Origin of the sequence: Methanohalobium evestigatum Z-7303, from assembly GCF_000196655.1 — an archaeon.
GTDB lineage: Archaea > Halobacteriota > Methanosarcinia > Methanosarcinales > Methanosarcinaceae > Methanohalobium > Methanohalobium evestigatum.
Map to the genome: position 1 here is coordinate 1,645,595 of NC_014253.1, position 17,409 is coordinate 1,663,003.

Annotated in this window: 18 protein-coding genes; 4 read left to right on the plus strand and 14 right to left on the minus strand. The window is 35.4% G+C overall.

Features of this window, described 5'->3' with window-relative positions:
• Positions 1-12: 12 nt before the first annotated feature.
• Positions 13-513, minus strand: coding sequence for a hypothetical protein (locus METEV_RS08185; protein ID WP_013195047.1), 501 nt, complete (start codon positions 511-513; stop codon positions 13-15).
• A gap of 216 nt (positions 514-729) precedes the next feature.
• Between METEV_RS08185 and METEV_RS08190 the strand changes: the two genes are divergently transcribed.
• A complete protein-coding gene (locus METEV_RS08190) occupies positions 730-1,239 on the plus strand; it encodes a flavodoxin family protein (protein WP_013195048.1) in 510 nt (169 codons plus the stop codon).
• 36 nt (positions 1,240-1,275) lie between these two features.
• Here METEV_RS08190 and purE read toward each other — a convergent pair whose 3' ends face one another.
• The 8 genes from purE to METEV_RS08230 all read right to left on the minus strand — a co-directional run bounded on the left by purE (position 1,276) and on the right by METEV_RS08230 (position 8,889).
• Positions 1,276-1,668, minus strand: coding sequence for a 5-(carboxyamino)imidazole ribonucleotide mutase (gene purE, locus METEV_RS08195; RefSeq protein ID WP_013195049.1), 393 nt, complete (start codon positions 1,666-1,668; stop codon positions 1,276-1,278).
• A 33-nt stretch (positions 1,669-1,701) separates the two neighbouring features.
• A complete protein-coding gene (locus METEV_RS08200) occupies positions 1,702-1,989 on the minus strand; it encodes a chorismate mutase (protein WP_013195050.1) in 288 nt (95 codons plus the stop codon).
• A gap of 117 nt (positions 1,990-2,106) precedes the next feature.
• Entirely contained in the window at positions 2,107-3,594 is a 1,488-nt protein-coding gene (locus METEV_RS08205) for a phytoene desaturase family protein (RefSeq protein ID WP_013195051.1), read from the minus strand.
• A 120-nt stretch (positions 3,595-3,714) separates the two neighbouring features.
• Complete coding sequence (locus METEV_RS08210) at positions 3,715-4,578, minus strand: shikimate kinase (protein ID WP_013195052.1); 864 nt, start codon at positions 4,576-4,578, stop codon at positions 3,715-3,717.
• A gap of 16 nt (positions 4,579-4,594) precedes the next feature.
• On the minus strand, positions 4,595-5,137 hold the full coding sequence (locus METEV_RS08215; RefSeq protein WP_013195053.1) for a hypothetical protein: 543 nt from the start codon (positions 5,135-5,137) through the stop codon (positions 4,595-4,597).
• Between the two features lie 60 nt (positions 5,138-5,197).
• Positions 5,198-5,995: a DUF1638 domain-containing protein gene (locus tag METEV_RS08220; RefSeq protein WP_013195054.1), complete on the minus strand. Its 798-nt coding sequence runs from the start codon at positions 5,993-5,995 to the stop codon at positions 5,198-5,200.
• A gap of 36 nt (positions 5,996-6,031) precedes the next feature.
• Positions 6,032-7,969 carry a hydantoinase/oxoprolinase N-terminal domain-containing protein gene (locus METEV_RS08225; protein ID WP_013195055.1) on the minus strand — a complete coding sequence of 646 codons (1,938 nt, stop codon included), beginning with the start codon at positions 7,967-7,969 and terminating at the stop codon, positions 6,032-6,034.
• 128 nt (positions 7,970-8,097) lie between these two features.
• Positions 8,098-8,889, minus strand: coding sequence for a DUF1638 domain-containing protein (locus tag METEV_RS08230; RefSeq protein ID WP_013195056.1), 792 nt, complete (start codon positions 8,887-8,889; stop codon positions 8,098-8,100).
• A 108-nt stretch (positions 8,890-8,997) separates the two neighbouring features.
• Here METEV_RS08230 and METEV_RS08235 point away from each other — a divergent pair, with 108 nt between their 5' ends.
• Positions 8,998-9,816, plus strand: coding sequence for an alkaline phosphatase family protein (locus METEV_RS08235; protein WP_013195057.1), 819 nt, complete (start codon positions 8,998-9,000; stop codon positions 9,814-9,816).
• Positions 9,817-9,853: 37 nt separating this feature from the next.
• On the opposite strand, the gene METEV_RS08240 is transcribed toward METEV_RS08235, so the two are convergent.
• A complete protein-coding gene (locus METEV_RS08240; protein ID WP_013195058.1) occupies positions 9,854-12,601 on the minus strand; it encodes an SdrD B-like domain-containing protein in 2,748 nt (915 codons plus the stop codon).
• Positions 12,602-12,893: 292 nt separating this feature from the next.
• The gene (locus METEV_RS08245) at positions 12,894-13,157 is read right to left on the minus strand and encodes an Hsp20/alpha crystallin family protein (RefSeq protein WP_013195059.1); all 264 of its coding nucleotides are present in this window, start codon (positions 13,155-13,157) and stop codon (positions 12,894-12,896) included.
• Positions 13,158-13,358: 201 nt separating this feature from the next.
• Between METEV_RS08245 and METEV_RS08250 the strand changes: the two genes are divergently transcribed.
• Positions 13,359-13,790, plus strand: coding sequence for a hypothetical protein (locus tag METEV_RS08250; protein ID WP_013195060.1), 432 nt, complete (start codon positions 13,359-13,361; stop codon positions 13,788-13,790).
• 492 nt (positions 13,791-14,282) lie between these two features.
• Here the strand turns inward: METEV_RS08250 and METEV_RS08255 are convergent, their stop codons facing one another.
• Entirely contained in the window at positions 14,283-14,486 is a 204-nt protein-coding gene (locus METEV_RS08255; protein ID WP_013195061.1) for a TRAM domain-containing protein, read from the minus strand.
• 264 nt (positions 14,487-14,750) lie between these two features.
• Here METEV_RS08255 and METEV_RS08260 point away from each other — a divergent pair, with 264 nt between their 5' ends.
• Complete coding sequence (locus METEV_RS08260; protein WP_013195062.1) at positions 14,751-15,818, plus strand: calcium/sodium antiporter; 1,068 nt, start codon at positions 14,751-14,753, stop codon at positions 15,816-15,818.
• A gap of 99 nt (positions 15,819-15,917) precedes the next feature.
• Here the strand turns inward: METEV_RS08260 and METEV_RS08265 are convergent, their stop codons facing one another.
• Positions 15,918-16,484 carry a TMEM165/GDT1 family protein gene (locus tag METEV_RS08265; RefSeq protein ID WP_013195063.1) on the minus strand — a complete coding sequence of 189 codons (567 nt, stop codon included), beginning with the start codon at positions 16,482-16,484 and terminating at the stop codon, positions 15,918-15,920.
• 47 nt (positions 16,485-16,531) lie between these two features.
• Positions 16,532-17,362 carry a molybdopterin synthase gene (locus tag METEV_RS08270; RefSeq protein WP_013195064.1) on the minus strand — a complete coding sequence of 277 codons (831 nt, stop codon included), beginning with the start codon at positions 17,360-17,362 and terminating at the stop codon, positions 16,532-16,534.
• Positions 17,363-17,409 lie beyond the last annotated feature (47 nt).

The window sequence follows — 17,409 nt, forward strand, 5'->3', positions numbered from 1 at the left end:
ATAAAAATTAAATTAGCCGAATAAATTGAAGAGTTGTTCAGCTACCCAGAAAACTGCTTTTTTCATTCCTCCGACTGGTTCTATATCCAGTTTTCCTTCATCTCTGACTTTTTTAAATGTTTCTACGGGATTATCAGAATCCATAAGGCTGGTAACTGTTTCTTTATTAGTTGTTATCTTTACTGTTGGATCTGATTGAGTTTTATTTCCGATTTTTTCAAATCGGGTAATTTCTGCATTTTCTGTCACTGCTTCAATTAGAAGTGTATCATTGTTGCTTTTCTCGATTATTACAAGTATTTCTTCATTTCCAACCAATGATTTCACAAATCCCGGTATCATATCAGCATGCTGGTTGAACACAGAGATGTTAGATTTGAGTTGTTTGTACAGCTCATCTTCTGATTGTTCCTGTGTTTGTGTAGTTTCCTGTGCGGTTGCCATTGATATGGGCAGAAGTAAAACAAGAATTAACAACAGACCAGTAGTTAGTACTTTTTTTCCGAAAACCATATTAAAAAATTACTTCCTGAAAGTATAAAAATCTTACACAATAATAAACAGCCAAAGGGTTGGAACTTTATTTTAGAAAGATAGTTTCACAATCCTTTTTTTTCAATATAATATATAAACAACCATGTTCATGTTCGACTTGTTGTAAAAAAGTATAAAACAGTTGCAACACTATATAATATACCACAGGAAAATATCCTGATAGGGGGTAATTACATGAAAGTTTTAGTTACTTATATGACACAGACAGGTAATACAAAAAAAATAGCTGATGCTATTTATGAAGCAGTAGATGAGGATAAAGATATCAAAGACATAAATGAAGTTGATAGTCTTGAGGGATATGACCTTGCTTTTATTGGTTTTCCCATACATCAGTTCAATGCACCTGATGAGGTCAAAAATTTCCTGAACAATAATACCAATGGCAAAGACATAGCACTGTTTATAACCCATGGTGCACCCAGTGACTTTGACCAGGTTTCAGACTGGGTTTCAAAATCTAAAGAAGCAGCAAAAGATGCCAATATAATTGATGTTTTCCAGTGTCAGGGAGAGGTATCAAAAGAAATAATGGATATGCTGCAAAACTCGGGTGATCCTCAGATGCAGCAATTTGCAGAACTGGTTTCCAAAGGTAAAGGTCAACCGGATGAAACAATGGTACAAAAAGCGAAACAATTCGCCAATGATGTACTGACTCAGAAAAAAGCGTGGACAAAATAAAAGCAATAAAAAAGGAAGACGCTTTATTACTTCCTTTTATTTTTTTAACATATTCAGAATACGTATTGCAAGATTTGCTGCGTTTTTTCCGTTATCAATACCCACTGTTGCTACTGGTACACCCGGCGGCATCTGTGCAGTAGAGAGTAGTGCATCCAGCCCTCCAAGTTTGGTATTTACCGGAACACCAATTACCGGTTTTTCTGTTTTGGATGCTACTACACCCGGAAGTGCTGCAGAAAGCCCGGCGATTGTTATGAATACTTTTGCATCACTTGATGTTACGTAATCATCCAGTTCATCAGGGTTTCGATGTGCTGAAATGACCTGTACGTCATAACTGTATCCGATATCATCAAGAACCTTTGTCGCTTTTACTGCTATCTCTTTATCTGATTCAGAACCAGAAATTATTGCTACATCTACCATTTTTTTCTCCTTCAAAAACAGTTTTAAAATATATCAGGGCAGGTTTCCGTTACCGCTTAGTTCATACTGTTTGTCAATACTCATCTGGATAAGAGTTTCATATATTTCTTTTATAGCCGCTGTATCAAGGTTGAGTTCTGTTGCCTCATCTATAGCCCGGTTAATGACCACCTGATTCTGTTCCTCATCATTTATGGATAGGTTTTCTTTTCTTTTTGCATCCAGTACTTTTTCTGCCAGGTCAACACGTTTTTTAATAAGTGCAAGTATCTCACTGTCAATCTGCTGGATTTGTGCCCTTGTTTCTTCAATTGTTGTCATCTGTAATGCAACCGTTGGGTTTGTATGTATTAAAATGTAAAATCGATTTGTATTAATAAGCCAGTTAGTAATTTCTTTTAATTTATAATTTCTGTTATTGTAACCTATAATGATTATTCAAATCAGGTGACCATCATCACCCAGAACTTTAAGCAATTCGACTACCGAATACGCTGCACGGGTTATCCCCATAGACCTTCTGTCGGTATCAGTTCCGGCAAGATAAAGGTTTTTAATCGGTGTTTTAATATCTGCAAAATTACCAGTTGTGGTTATGGCTGCTTTTTCAGGTATTGTTATCTGTTCATGTTTCATTTCTATGTAATTTTCAATACCTGGTATAGCGTTATATATGGTTTTATATGCATTTTCGATATTACTTTTCGTATCGCTGTATTCATCCATTATAAACGAAAAACCAACAACCTGCTTACCCTCAGGAGCAAAACTTGAATCATAATTGCTTGTAGGCATCGCCCAGTAAGGTTTGTTTTTAAACCATACTTCAGAACCGCAATAATTCAATTCATCCATTTTTTGGGAAAGACCAAGCCATATCGTAAGGCTTTTAGAAATTTTGATGTTTTCAAGTTTTGATTTATATCTTGATGGAAGATTATCAATTGTTCTGGGTAAATCCCTTGCCATTCCAGTATATACAACAACATCAGAACGGTACACATTACCGTTTGCAGTTTCTACTCCTTCTACAACATTATTTCCTGTAAAAATAGTATTAACTTCTTCACCGGTAATGATATCTACATTATCAGGAAGCGAATATAAAACCGAATTCAAAATACTTTTCAATCCGCCTCTGGGGTATCCCTGACAGAAATTAACGTTGTTGGTTGCCAGTTTACTAAGAGAACTTATTGAATCAAGAAGATTTAATGAACCAAACAAAAACGGCACACCATCCCTATTAAACTGGAAGGGGATATCGACATTAGTGGGTAAAAGAGAATTTCTATCTTTTTTATCATTATTTGAATCTTCAGAGATATGATTCAAACTCTGTTCAATTTCTTCCTTAATTGTGCTGTCACAGACAAAATCACTACCCATAAGTACCCTTTCTACAGGGGTTTCATACATCGATTTACCGGATAAGAAATAACTAACCGTATCTATGAATTCGTAACAATCCTTTGAAATCGTTTTTGGAACTGCATTATAAACAGGTGTCTTTGACAGGTCAGAACCAAACGTAAATTGTGTCAGTGACCTTGTCAATGACTGTGAAATAGCTACTCTATCCCTTTTTGGAAAAATATCAAATCTTGCGAATTCTTTTAAATTAGACGGGAATTTTACAAGGCGATTTTTATACCTTACATAGTAATGTCCGTAGGATTCAAAAACAGGAAGATAGTTAAAATAATTATCCATCAACATTTTAAGTGGACCCACACAAAGATGTGTGATTGCATGAACTCCTGTATCAACCTGAAAACCATCAACCTCATAACTGTTACAATTGCCTCCAACTTCCTGCTCTTTTTCGATAACAAGTACTTTGTGACCGTGTTTTGACAACACAAGCGCACTTAAAAGTCCGCTAATACCTGCGCCTACTATTATAGAGTTATAATCCCTGTCCATGGTATCAACTTAAAATTTTTAGATATATTTGAATTTCTCAGGAAATTTGGATTGTTAACAAGGAATATTTATTATTATATAAATATATTTATTAAAGTTTGGATATTACAAATTTAGATATTATTCCCAGAATGCACCTGAATTATTGATTTTTGTTTTTATCACATTTCCAGTTATGTTACAATTTTCCCATGATTTTTTGAGTTCATTTGCTTTGCCTTTTTCAACCAGAGCAGTAAATGCAGGACCCGTGCCTGACAGACTAACGCCTTCTACACCCACCTCAAGAGCCCGCATCATAAGTTCGGTGTCAAAACCAAGAGCTCCGCAATACAAAAATCCGTTCAGTGTCATTGCCCGACCGTAATTTCTGTCAAGCGCGAGTTCATAGGCGATATCAATCCAGTCAGCTATCAATTTTGAGCGGGATATATTGGTCTTTGAACTAAAACCTTTCTCATCCGGTGCAAATATAAGAACATCTTTATCACATTCGGTTCTTTTAACAAGTTCTAAATTCTCATTGTCTGTTACAACAATGCCGCCAAAAAACGATGCACATGCATCATCAAATGCGCCTGTGACGGTTACTCCTGCATCCACTGCAGCCTGAACTCCTGTTCTGACTGCATCAAGAGAATCCATTCTTTCACCGATTGCATCAAGTGTAGCAAGAACTGTTGCATTCGCAGCCGCACTACTGCTTTTCAATCCACTGGCAAGCGGTATTTCACTCTTTGTAGATACAGTCCCACTGTATTCAAGTCCGTAATGTTTAAGAACCAGTTCTACAGACCGTTCAATCAATGTAGTATCTGCATCGGGATTACCATCAATTTCACCATGTATAGTCCCACTATCCTCTGACAACTCAACATCTACAAAAGTCTTTAAATCCACTCCAAAAGCAGAGCCTTTTAGTGTGGCAATAGCATTTATAATAGTACCTGCACCGAGTGCATAGGATTTTCCTTTAAGCGTCATAATGATATCCTTTATGTCAGATGTTTTGTTCAATCATATTTTTCAATTTATTGAGGTCTGAAATAATCTTCTCACCAGAGACTTCAGATTGATAATCGTTTCTACTGTACTTTTCCAGCAGTTTACTGATGTAATCCAGTTCTACATAGGCAGAATAATAATCCGGTTCAAAACCATTTAGTTTGTCCAGAGGAAGGACTGTAGCTCCACCTTTAACCGTTTCTTCTTCCAACCCGTTTACAACAATTGTAAAATTGTATTCTGCAAACCCGAATATACGGGCAAGATTTCTTGAAGTATCCGAAACCTGTTGTGCCCTTTTGGCGTTCATACGTTTTACTGCGCCTACTGAATCTTTATACTCAACAAACCAGACCTGATTTTCCTTCCACATCATGGCATCATATTCAGCAAGTACTGAAGAATTTTTCAGTGCAAGTACATTAAAGAGTACACCATTTATTTGAGATAAATCCAGATTATCCCTGAATTCTTTTTCTGTTTCTATGATATCAGGTCTTGTTTTTAATGTATAGGCTCCACTTCTAAAGACCACCATGAATCCAATATAGGTAAAAAGAGGTATTTAAATAGTGGGGAAATAGTTAGAGATTAGGATTTAATCTGATTGAGTTACACCTATATGGTCTTTAGCATTCTGATAACATTTTTCAATAAGACCGAGGTCTGCGTTCATTTCTACTACATCAAGTTCAAACAAACGGGAAAATTCACTAACCTTGTCCTCAAAATCCCTGTCGTAATCAAGTCCTGTATCAACTTTGGCTACTTTCTTGTACCCTGAATAATCAAAAACATATTTTGTCATCTCTATGTTGTCAGGGTCTGGTGTGATTCCTGCAATCTTTAACATATCCCTCCAGTATTTAGCCTGCATGGGAGTTAGAAAATATATGCCTTCACCCCTGCAACCCATAATTGCATCCAGATAGGTCTCTCTGCTACCAAGGGACGCGGCGATACAATCATCCATTATTTCCCCTTTTTCATCCTTTAAAATCCCTACATAACATGGGTAATCACTAAAATCGCTTTCAACCTGTCCCAACACGTTTCCGCACAATCCGTAAAAAATGAGAACCCCATCAACGTATTCAGACATGGTTTCTATTTCCCTATATACCCCGTTTTTGAGTTTTTCAGGAGATGCATCAAGGGCAAACTCAAGCAGGTCAACTATAAGCGTAAATTTGTTATCCTTTTGTTCCGCTTTTTGAGGGAGTTCATTTATGGGTAAAACCCTATAAGAACAAGCTTCATAATCCAGCTTACTCTGCAAATTCTTGCTGTCCTCACTTTCAACAACTATTACCTCATCAATTGCAGGGTCGTTTTTAATAAGATAAACTATCTCATTTTCAAATATCCTGCAGGCTATAAAACTTAGTACTGGCATTATTATATTACCTCTGGTAAAATAAAAAAGAATGAATCAGTGTTCAATTTCTTTTTTAGCTTTTGGCATCCCGATTCCTATAAAAACCAAATTGGTTTCTACCGGTATTCCTGTCCCTTCATGTATAGTTATATCATTTCGATGCATATCTACTTTAACGTTTCCTTTATCCAGACCCGCTTCGGTCATATAATCCATCACCATTCTGTGACCAAGGTCTTTCGCATACTCAAATGCATCTTCATAAAGTGGGAACTCTTCCCTGCCTCCAGGATAGAATACCACTACACGCTTTTTACTTTTACTGTATACAGACTTCAACATGATTTCAATTCGTTTGATTCCTTTACCGACAAGAGCACCCACAGCATTACCTACTTCTGCATATGAAGGTAAACGTACATCTGCATCGATTATGTTAGTAACTTTATCTTGATATACTCTCGACGGAGCTCCTATAAGCACAACGGGTACATCGAGTTTGAAATGTGTCAGATAATCTCCACGAAGGATTTTATCTATTTCTTCTTTATCAACACCTTTAAGGACATAAGACATTAAGTTCAGGGACATATTCAGTGTGACTTCATTTTTAACATGGTTGCACAATTCATCAACACCCATGTTGTTTGTAAATTTGGACAACATAGCCGCACCCATATTCGCTGCATTGACGTTCCAGTCTTTGTATTCACCCAGAACATGAAGTGCATCAGTTGGTGTAAATCCAACAGCCTGAACCAAGCGTTTCTGAACCAAAATGTTTAGATACATATCAGACGCGGAGCTCTCCCAAAAGATTTCATTAAGAGATGCTGGCTCGCTTTTCTCGATTCTCTCAAGGATTCTCTGTTCAGCATCACTCAAATTGATGGGTTCTTCCCCTGTGGTTATATAGAATTTAGTCGGCTGAATGTTCTCGGTTAATTGTCTTTTTGAAGGAGCTCTTGCTTTTTTCAATTTATCTATAAACCCTGGATATTTTTCTGCAGCCACACACAACGGAATGACCCGTCTTGGTCCAATGTTTACCTTCTGGTTTCGCACCCATACGTGACTGTCTCCACCCATAGCGGATGTTTCCATACGCAAAGCTTTTACCTTGGTCTGCCAGCCACCTACTACTGCACCGGTTTCTGTCAATTCGGGAAGACCATTCTCCATTAGAGAAACATCTGTACTTGTACCTCCAAGGTCAATAACTGCACAGCTGTCAAGGTTTTCAAGGTATGCTGCACCTACAAGACTAGCTGCAGGACCCGAGAAAATGGATTCAATAGGTTTCTCAAGTGCTTCATTAATTCCTACCACCGAACCGTCACATTTAAGCATCAATAATCTTGCATCTATACCTCTTCTATCGGTTTCTGAAATTATGGAATGAATGAAACGGTTGGCTATCGGAATTAGCTGGGCGTTTAAATAGGCTGTAATTCCTCTCTCATAAGCTCCAAGGTCTTGGGACAGTTCATGCCCGCAGACAACCGGATAATCAGTCAGTTTATTAACAATTTCCTTTATCCGTAATTCATGTTCGGGATTTCTGACACTGAAATAGGATGATACTGCAAACGCTGAAACTTTATCTTTAACTTTATTTACAAACTCTTCAACTTTTTCTTCATCCAGTGTTGCAACTTCCAGTCCCTTGGTATCGTGTCCTCCCTGTACTACTGTATAATAATCTATACCAGCATTTGCCGGCACATCATAATTACCTGCCAGTATCAAACCGACAGGATAACCGGTCTTTTCAAGTATGGTGTTGGTAGCCAATGTAGTAGAAACCGAAACGATGTTAATGTCTTCCAGATAGGATTGGTCAAGTCCATCGATGGAATTTTTTATACCTTCCAGAAGGTCGGGATAGGTTGTCAGTGCTTTGTTTGCACTTACAACTGCTCCGTCTGTATTTCTCATAATCACTGAATCAGTGTAGGTTCCCCCTGCATCAACTCCAAGACTATATTGCATATTAAAGTCTCCTTTTAATTAATTTGAAACATGGAATACTTTGTATTCATTAATTTGGTGTGGTTTGATTATAAACAATATAATAATTATTATGTTTCCCATATATCAATGTTTATAAACAATCAAAATTATCCTTTCATAATATCAGATTTTGTTTTTTCATAACAGTTTTCAATCAACCTTAAGTCACCATGAAAACTTACAATATCAAAATTAAACGCTTCTGCGAATTCATCAACTCTGTCTTGAAAATCCTTTTCATAATTTAACCCTGTTTCAATTTTACCCGCTCTTTTATAACCAGCATAATCGAAAGCAAATTTTGCCATCTCATGGTCATATGGATCACTGGTAAAGCCTGCGTCCTTAATCATCTCCTTCCAGTTGGATGCCCACATTGGTGTAAGGAAGAATGTTCCTACACCCCTTGAACTTGTTAGGGCTTTAAAATACTCGTTCCTACCCCCCAGAACTGCACCTATACAGTCATCTACGACTTCACCATTATTTTCTTTTAATATACGTACACTACAGGTTTTATCTTTGAAATCCTCCTCTATATTGCCAAGCACATTACCACAAAGCCCATAGAACACAAGGATTCCATCCAAAAAGGACATCTCATCTACTTTTTCATACACCTCATTTTTGAGGTCTGAAGGATTAACATGAAGTCCGAATTCAAATATATTTACAACAATATAATACTTGTTATTGTTATCAGTATCTGCAATGTATTTTACCATATCCTCAAAAGATGATAGTGTATAGTTATGTCCTATATCCTCGAGTTTACCAGTTAATCCATCAATATTTTCGTTTTTTACAATAATAACATCATCTATGGATGAATCATTCTCTATCACATGAACGATTTCATCCTCAAACATTCTGCAGGCGATAATACTCATTACTGGCATTAGAACTCCTCTATTATACAGAACAATAATGAATTGATAATATTAAACAATAGCGGATATAAAGAATAGAATAATAGTAAATAGGATGATAATCAAATATTTACATGTATGGATTCGGATAAACAATGTAGCCTTGTTGATATTGCCCCCACTATTTCTGAAATACTTAACATAAACATGGTCAAGCCCAACGGAAGTGTTCTAACACAGATTACAGATTATGCCCAAAAAAACAACACAAAAAAAGTAGTTTTGATAATTGTTGACAGTCTGGGATTTGCACTGTATCAGCATTTGACAAAATTAATGTCTACTGTTAAAAAAATTGCCGATTCCGGAATGGTTCTGAAATGCAAATCCACTGCAGACCATACAACCCCGGCTATTGCATCCATATTTACAGGTTATTATCCAGAAGAACATCATCTGTATTATACTGATGATATTTATAAAGAACGTGCTAAAAATGAATCGAATCCTAAAATTAAAACTATAATGGAATGGGCACATGATAACGGTCTTAAATCAGGAATTGTTATCGAAACTCATGGTGCTGAAAGTCTGTTAAACCGAATTGACGGGATATTCGGAGTACCGGATTCAGATGATATCATCGAATATGACAAATACATTGCTGAAAATACAAAAAAAGCGCTGGAATCAAATCCTGATATAGTGGCAGTACACCTAAGGTCTATTGATAGATTTGCTCACAGGTCTAAAACGTGGGATGATATAAAATATTCAGCCCAACGTATTGATGAATACATAGAAATGATTTATTCAAATGCTGATAGCAATACTCTGTTTATCATATGCGGTGACCACCCTATACATTCCAGCCAAAAATGGCTGCAGAAAGCCAACAAAATCGATTATGAAAATTATCATAAAAGACATGTTGCCCTTATTGTAGGCACTAAATAAAAAAAGAAAGGATAGAAAATCTCTGTCCTTTTTCAACTTACTTTTTATTCTGTTCTCTTCTTATAAACAACAGCATTGCAATTCCAAGTACACCTACAAGTAACATCGGGTTGGCAGTAGGAACGCCTGCCCAGTGGTCATATCCAAAGTAATGGCTCGGATCACTGTCATTTACCTGACTCCCATCATACATGGCAGTGACATTACCATAATTGCTGTACTGTCCCAGTTTAGCATTCCCTGTAGCAGTACAGATCATGGATTCTGACACATTGAGAGTGGTTTTTGGACAATTCAATGTTACTCCCTTACTATCTGTAATGTTAACATCTGTTAGGTTTACATTACCCGTATTTGTCACATTATATGTCCAAGTTACCTGTGTTCCTATCTGTACGAGAGGTCCACTTGGATTATCGGCATCCTGTCCATTGGTATACTTCTCAATATCTATCTCTGGCGATAGTTCAAAGATTAGACCTGCATCTAATGTATTATTATATTCACCTGATTTCAACCTTACACATGATGTATTACCCAGAGATATATTTGCATCACTATCAGCAGAACTGTCTCCTCCCTGATTTGGTGATGTAAAATTGTAACCTTCTGGCAACAAAAAGTTGAGATAATATGAGTTTGGATTCAAATCTGTAAACAGATAAAATCCATTCGAATCAGTTGTCGTTGAATTAACAAAGGTTCCATTACAGTAGTAAAGCTCAACAATTACATTTTCTATACTGGGTTCTCCTTCATCCTGGATACCATCTTTGTCCAAATCTAACCATACACGGTCTCCAATAGCTGCTTTATCATTCGGTAATTCAATTTCATATAATCCTGCATCTATTGTAACATTATTTTCACCTGATGACAATGTAATACAAGAGGTATTTCCAGTAGTATTATTGGCATCACTATCTAATGTATCATCTACTCCCTGGTCCTGCAAGGTAAACTCAAATTCAGGTGGAGCTATGAAATTTACATAATATTCTCCTGGTGCCAGATTTGTGAAATTGTAATAACCTGTTCCGTTAGTAGTCGTATTTGCAATTTCGTCTCCTGTATCACACTCATACAGTTTTACCAATACACCCGTTATGCCTGGTTCTCCGTTATCCTGTGTTCCGTTTACATTCTGGTCGTTCCATACGAAATCTCCAATTGAGGCTGGTTGATATAATCCAGCATCTACATCATTATTAATCCCGCCTGAAGTTAAAGTTACACAGGTGGTATTTCCTGACGGATTGGCATCGCTATCTTCGTAATTTGCTCCTTTTCCTAATATAGTGAACTCATACCCTGACGGAGCTATAAAGTTGATGTAATAGTCTCCTGGTGCCAGACCTGTGAAATTGTAGTAACCCGATTCATTGGTTTTTGTAGTTTCTAAAAGGTCACCATTGCAGTTGTACAGATTAACAGTTACATTGTCAATACCTGTATCACCATCATTCTGAACACCATCTCCATTTACATCTTCCCAGACGTAATCACCAATTGAGGCCGGTTGATACATTCCTGCATCTACTGTATCGTTATATTCTCCAGAAATCAGGGATATGCATGATGTATTACCGGTTGTTACATTGGCATCACTATCAATGGTTTCGTCAGTTCCTACATTTTGTGCTGTGAATTCATAACCCGAAGGCAAACTAAAATTAACATAATATTGTTCATTAGGGTTTAAATCTGTAAATTGATAAAATCCCTCTTCATTTGTATTATTAGTAGCCACAGGTGTGCCATTGCAGTAATAGAGTTCTACAGTCACATTATCAATTCCAGGTTCACCACAACACTGTATACCGTTACCATCAAGGTCTTCCCATACACGGTCTCCTATCGCCGCTTTATCTTCGGGAATTACAGTTTCATATAATCCTGCATCAATTGTATTATTGTTTTCACCTTCATCCAACATGATACATGATGTATTACCAGTTACGTTGTTGACATCACTATCCAGTTCATTATCATTACCTGCATTCTGAATAGTAAATTCAAATCCCGGAGGTGCTGTAAAATTGACAGAATAATTCCCCGGTTCCAGATTTGTAAAACTGTAATAACCTGTTCCGTTTGTTGTTGTGGTTGATATTATAGTTCCCGCATCACAGTCATACAATTCAACCGGTACTCCTGGAATACCGGTATTTCCATCATTCTGAGTCCCATTGTTATCCAAATCGTTCCACACATAATCACCGATTGAAGCTGTGGGAGCTATCGTATAACAGAAATAGTATGCCCATCTATTACCTCCAAAATCTTCACCTTCCCCCCAAGCGGTTTCATCAGGGTCTTCATTTTCATCAGGATTTAATCTGCTTACATTAGCATGGGTTAATATATAGACAGTATCACAATCATTCAACGATATTTCATTTAATGGTATTTCATAGGTAAAATTATCAATACATCCATGTGAATCGTTCCTGTAACCAAACTGACCCGGTATAGGTATTCCATTATTTGTTTGAGGAATATCGTCCAGTGATGTATTAACACTTACCTGAGTTTCTTCCAGACACCAGTTATCTCCTGTATCGTACTTGACAAAAAGATGAGATTCATTGTTCCATACCACCACATCTCCTGAATCATAATGTTGACCTGCTATTAAATTCCTTACACATGGTGTTTCATTGCATTGTGCTACATCTGAACAATCTGGACATTCGCTATTTTGTGCACTCGTCAAACCTGAAACAGCAAATATCATTGCCAGAAATACTATTGCTAAACATATTATTCTTTGATAATTTTTCAAATCCTATACCCCCAGATTAAAACATCCGTAAAAGATGATTTTATATACTTTAAATATCCTATATTAGAAGATAAAACCTAAAGAAATATAGTATTATGGAAATTAATATTAGGTCATTTGTTACTTAACTTAATTACTCAAAAATCTGGCATTTTAAAAGAAAAAGAATAATAAATAAAAAACAGAAATTAATTTTTAAAATCTGTTTAATTATGTAATACCGTTTTTAATCAAGATTTATATCCTGATTTTATACTCCCCCCTTATATAAACACATATAATTGTCATCCTTTTACATCCACATCGGAGCAGTTACGTAGAGTTTGTTATTGGAATATTTAGTAACTGCCCTATCTGGGTCTATTAAATAAGATGTCGAATATGTTCCCACATATTCCTTGTTTTTATTTCTTGCATTTACTGAAAACTTGTCTTCTTCAAGTTTCAGATTGATGTTTTCCTTTTTTACTCCTGGCAATTTTATTTCAATATTTAGTTTTTCACTATTGTTGTCAGGGTATGCATAGACATAGGGTGACTGTGTCAATTTTTCCATATTTAAACCCCAAATATAACATTATTAATTCTGATATTTATACATTGCGAAATTTATACATTGCTACATTTTTACAAAAAGTTAAAAGTTTTTTTACATATTAATATTTTCCGTTTTTCCTAAACAGGTTTGTTTATGTATATGATAGAAAAATGCCGAACAAAAACAATAATTAAAAATGGATAAAATAATGATAGATAAATGGTTGACATGGGAGTAGAAGCAATAAAAAATTTAGAAGATAATGAAAATCATTACTATGTTCTGGGGACTGAAGACAAATCCCTTGGAGACATCTACTATTCAGAAACCAGAAAAGAATACATTTTCATGCCTTATGAGTCTGTAATGTTTCAAAGTACAGGATTTGATTCTGAAACTCTCAGCGATATTGCAAATTTTATAGAAAGATTAAATAGAGAAATGGAGAAAGAAAAATCTTCCAGTTCCATAGAAGTAACAAATAAAACCGAATTAAGAGATAGTAAAAACTTGGTTGAAAGAGATATTATTACAGAAATGGAAGATGAGTTTTGTGAATGGTGTCGTAAAAACTATGCAATACTTTATGTTAAGTACAGCGATGGAAGTAAAGAATTCATTTGCAGACATTGTCTTTTTGAAAATTTCTAACAACAAGTAAATTGTTTAATAATTGGATTGGTGATGATATAAACGCTTATAACCAAGAACGAGAATAGCCGGAAACAGGGTCTTTACCCTGTTTCACGAGGTGGGGTATCAGACTATGGGGGTATAGTCTTAATCATTCGTTTTTCCGTTTTTGGAAGATTTTATAACTCTGTTTTTATATCTCCTCTCTGTATATATTAATGGACAAATAGATATAACCTATGTTCAAACATTTAACATAAATCAATAATAGATGTACATATAAAATGAATTCATGTACGTAATTTGTAAAAACAGGAGATAGAATTTTTAGGTATCCATGAAAACCAGTTAAAGTGGTATAAGAACCACCATGATAAAAGCAGTTATCGAATTTAACAATCCACATCAACACTTTATAAGTTGTTTTGTGGATAATATGTTTTTAAAATCTTAAATAAAAAAGAATGTCTATATAAACATTCCTTTTAGTTAGTTATCAAAAAATTGGGATTACTGGGCTACTTCACCAAATGCGAATTTTTCCAGTACCTTGTTAACTGTAATTGTAACTTCATCGCCAACAGAAGTGTCAGGTACAAAAATTACAAAGCCATTGATTCTGGCAATGCCATCGCCTTTACTTGCAATATTTTCAATTTTTACATCGTATTTTTCTCCAGACCGGACTGGAGCTGAGTCATCTCTATAAAACAAAATTTTCACATCCTTGTATTAACGCTAAAAGACACAAACAGGATGGATTACATAACAGGAAAACAGTAAATGCAGTTAATAAAACATTACCTAATACCAATATATTTAATCAAACAGTCTTATCTTCAAGCAACACTACTATGCATTAAACCTATATAAACGTTTGCATATATCCATATTACAAAAACAAATTATTTACCTTTTGTTTTAAAATATTGTTCAAAAAACCTTTTAACTAATTTACCGAATGTCGTCAGGTCGTATATGATTGAGAATTTCATTATATTTTTAGTCGGGTTAACCTTACTGGTAAAAGGTTCTGATTTTTTTGTAGAATCAAGTTCATCAATAGCAGAAAAATTCGGAGTTTCAAAATTTGTCATCGGACTTACAATTGTATCAGTGGGGACTTCTCTACCAGAACTGGCATCTTCCACCACTGCTTCACTGAACCAGGCCAATGGCATAGTTATCGGGAATATATTGGGATCTAATATTGCAAATATATGCCTTATTGTTGGCTGTGCAGCACTTATATCAAGCATAAAAACCGAAACTCAGATGCTTAAAAGAGACGGCTACATAATGCTTTTTGCAGCCTTGCTTTTTTTCATACTATCTCTTGATAATACAATCTCAAGAATTGACTCTTTGATTTTCCTGCTTTTATACACAGCATATATCATTTTCCTGATTGATGAGGCACGTATGCATTTGTCAATGAAAGATTCATACTTTAAGGAATTTATAAGTTATTTTGTCAAATTCAAATACCTGCAAAGTCTAAAAGAAAAAGTAGATAACGGTTTTAACAATTTTACTGATAAAAACACAGACAATCGATTGGAATTAAAAGACAATTATACCTTGGTCAAAGATATCTTAATCTTGGTTATTAGTATAGGAGCTGTAGTTATTGGTGCCCGATACTTTATAGAAGAATCGATATTTTTTGCACAGGCACTCAATGTTCCTGATACACTGGTGGGAATCAGCCTTGTCGCGGTGGGTACCTCACTCCCAGAATTGATGGTGACCATCAGTTCTGCAAAAAAAGGTTATGGACATATAGCACTCGGCAATGTGATTGGATCAAACATAACAAATATATTTTTAGTATTTGGCGTCTCTGGTCTTTTACTGCCACTGGATATTACTCAAACTGACATTTTCTTTATAACTCCGTTCGTGATATTTGTCAGCCTGTTGCTTTTGTTATTTATATGGACTCACTGGGAATTAAAACGTCTGGAAGGCATTATACTGCTTATTATTTATGGAATATTTATGTATGTCCTTTTTAACTTCTACAATCCGGTAGTTGGTGTTTGATAGTTTCTCACAGACATATATTAAATCACTATCAAGTATAACCTCTATGTTTTTCATTATAAAAAATAGTTATTAGTGAGATTATTTGGTTTAAAATTTTTAGTTGAAAAACAAACTTAGATAAAACCATATTCCGAGTATAAAAAACAATGACCCTGCAAATTTTTGAACTATTTTACTATTTATCCTGGACATTATTACTTTTCCAGAATATACAGTTAATACTGACAATATCATCAGTGCTGTAATCGTTCCGGCAAAAACATAAAAAGGTTCATATTTTGTAGCAAACAGAGTAACTGCAATAAGTGACTTATCACCAAGTTCTGATAACAAAATCAGAGTAAACCCAGACAAGAAAGGAGATTTCAGTTCGGGAAGCTCTTCATTTTCATAACCATTTAGATGATATAATGTCAGCGCTCCGAAAATTATGAAAATACTTCCTGCTAATATAGTAATATAATCAACCGGCAAAAAATTGGTAACCAGGTTTCCGAAAAATATCGCCAATCCATCTACAATTATAAATGATAAAAGGATACCTGCTATAAGATGAACATATTTTCCTGTTTTTGTAGATAATACCAATATAGAAAGCTGCGTTTTATCTCCAAATTCCGCAAGACCTACAAGAAAAAATGGTATTAAAATGTCCTGTATCATGTTTGTTGTTAAAATAGGTCATTAATATAAAAATGTTGGTTATTAAATTAACCATGGTCATGAACCCAGTAATTACCATCAATCGTTATTTCTTTTTTCCAGATAGGTACCTCTGATTTGACTCTTTCAATTGCTTCACTAAGAGTCTGGAATAATTCTGTTCTGTGAGATGCTACAACAACTATATAGACAATATCCTCACCGGGATTGACTCTACCGGATTTATGATGAATCAACACATCCACTATTCCCGGCTTTTGTTTAAGTTCTACACTTATCTGGTTTATTTTATCTTCTGCTACTGTTTCATATTTTTCGAATTCAAGCATCTTGGTCTGAACCTCTGAAGTGATTTCCCTTACCACTCCTGTAAAGGTACCTATAGCACCTGCCTTTTTGATTTCTGGATTATTCTTTACCTTTTTAACCAGTAAATCAAGTGTTACCCAGTCCGGTTGAGAGCAGATTATTTCAATAATTTTATCAGTGTTGATGTGGGATACATCTGGAACCTGCTCAACTACATTTTTTATATGACGGTCATCATCCATATCACCCAGCAAAATTTTGGGCAAATCACTGTTTTTATCACCCTCTACAATGGCATAGTCCATACCATTATCTGCGAGTGTATCAAGTGCCTTTTCAATGTCAGGATTTTTGGATATGGTCACAAATTCATCTTTTGTAAGAGCAGTAACCATATCTGCACCAGAATCAAAATGTCTACTTGTATCGGTGTCATCAGGGTTGAAACGGTGATAAATCATGCTCTTTACAGTTCCAACTTTGCCTGTTCTGGAGAGTTGTTTTGTTAGACGACTTACAAGAGTTGTTTTTCCCGTTTTTTTGTGACCGATTATAGAAATAACTTTCATAGTTGAGTTTTATTATAGTTTAACTTTTAACTTTTTCCCAGACTGGA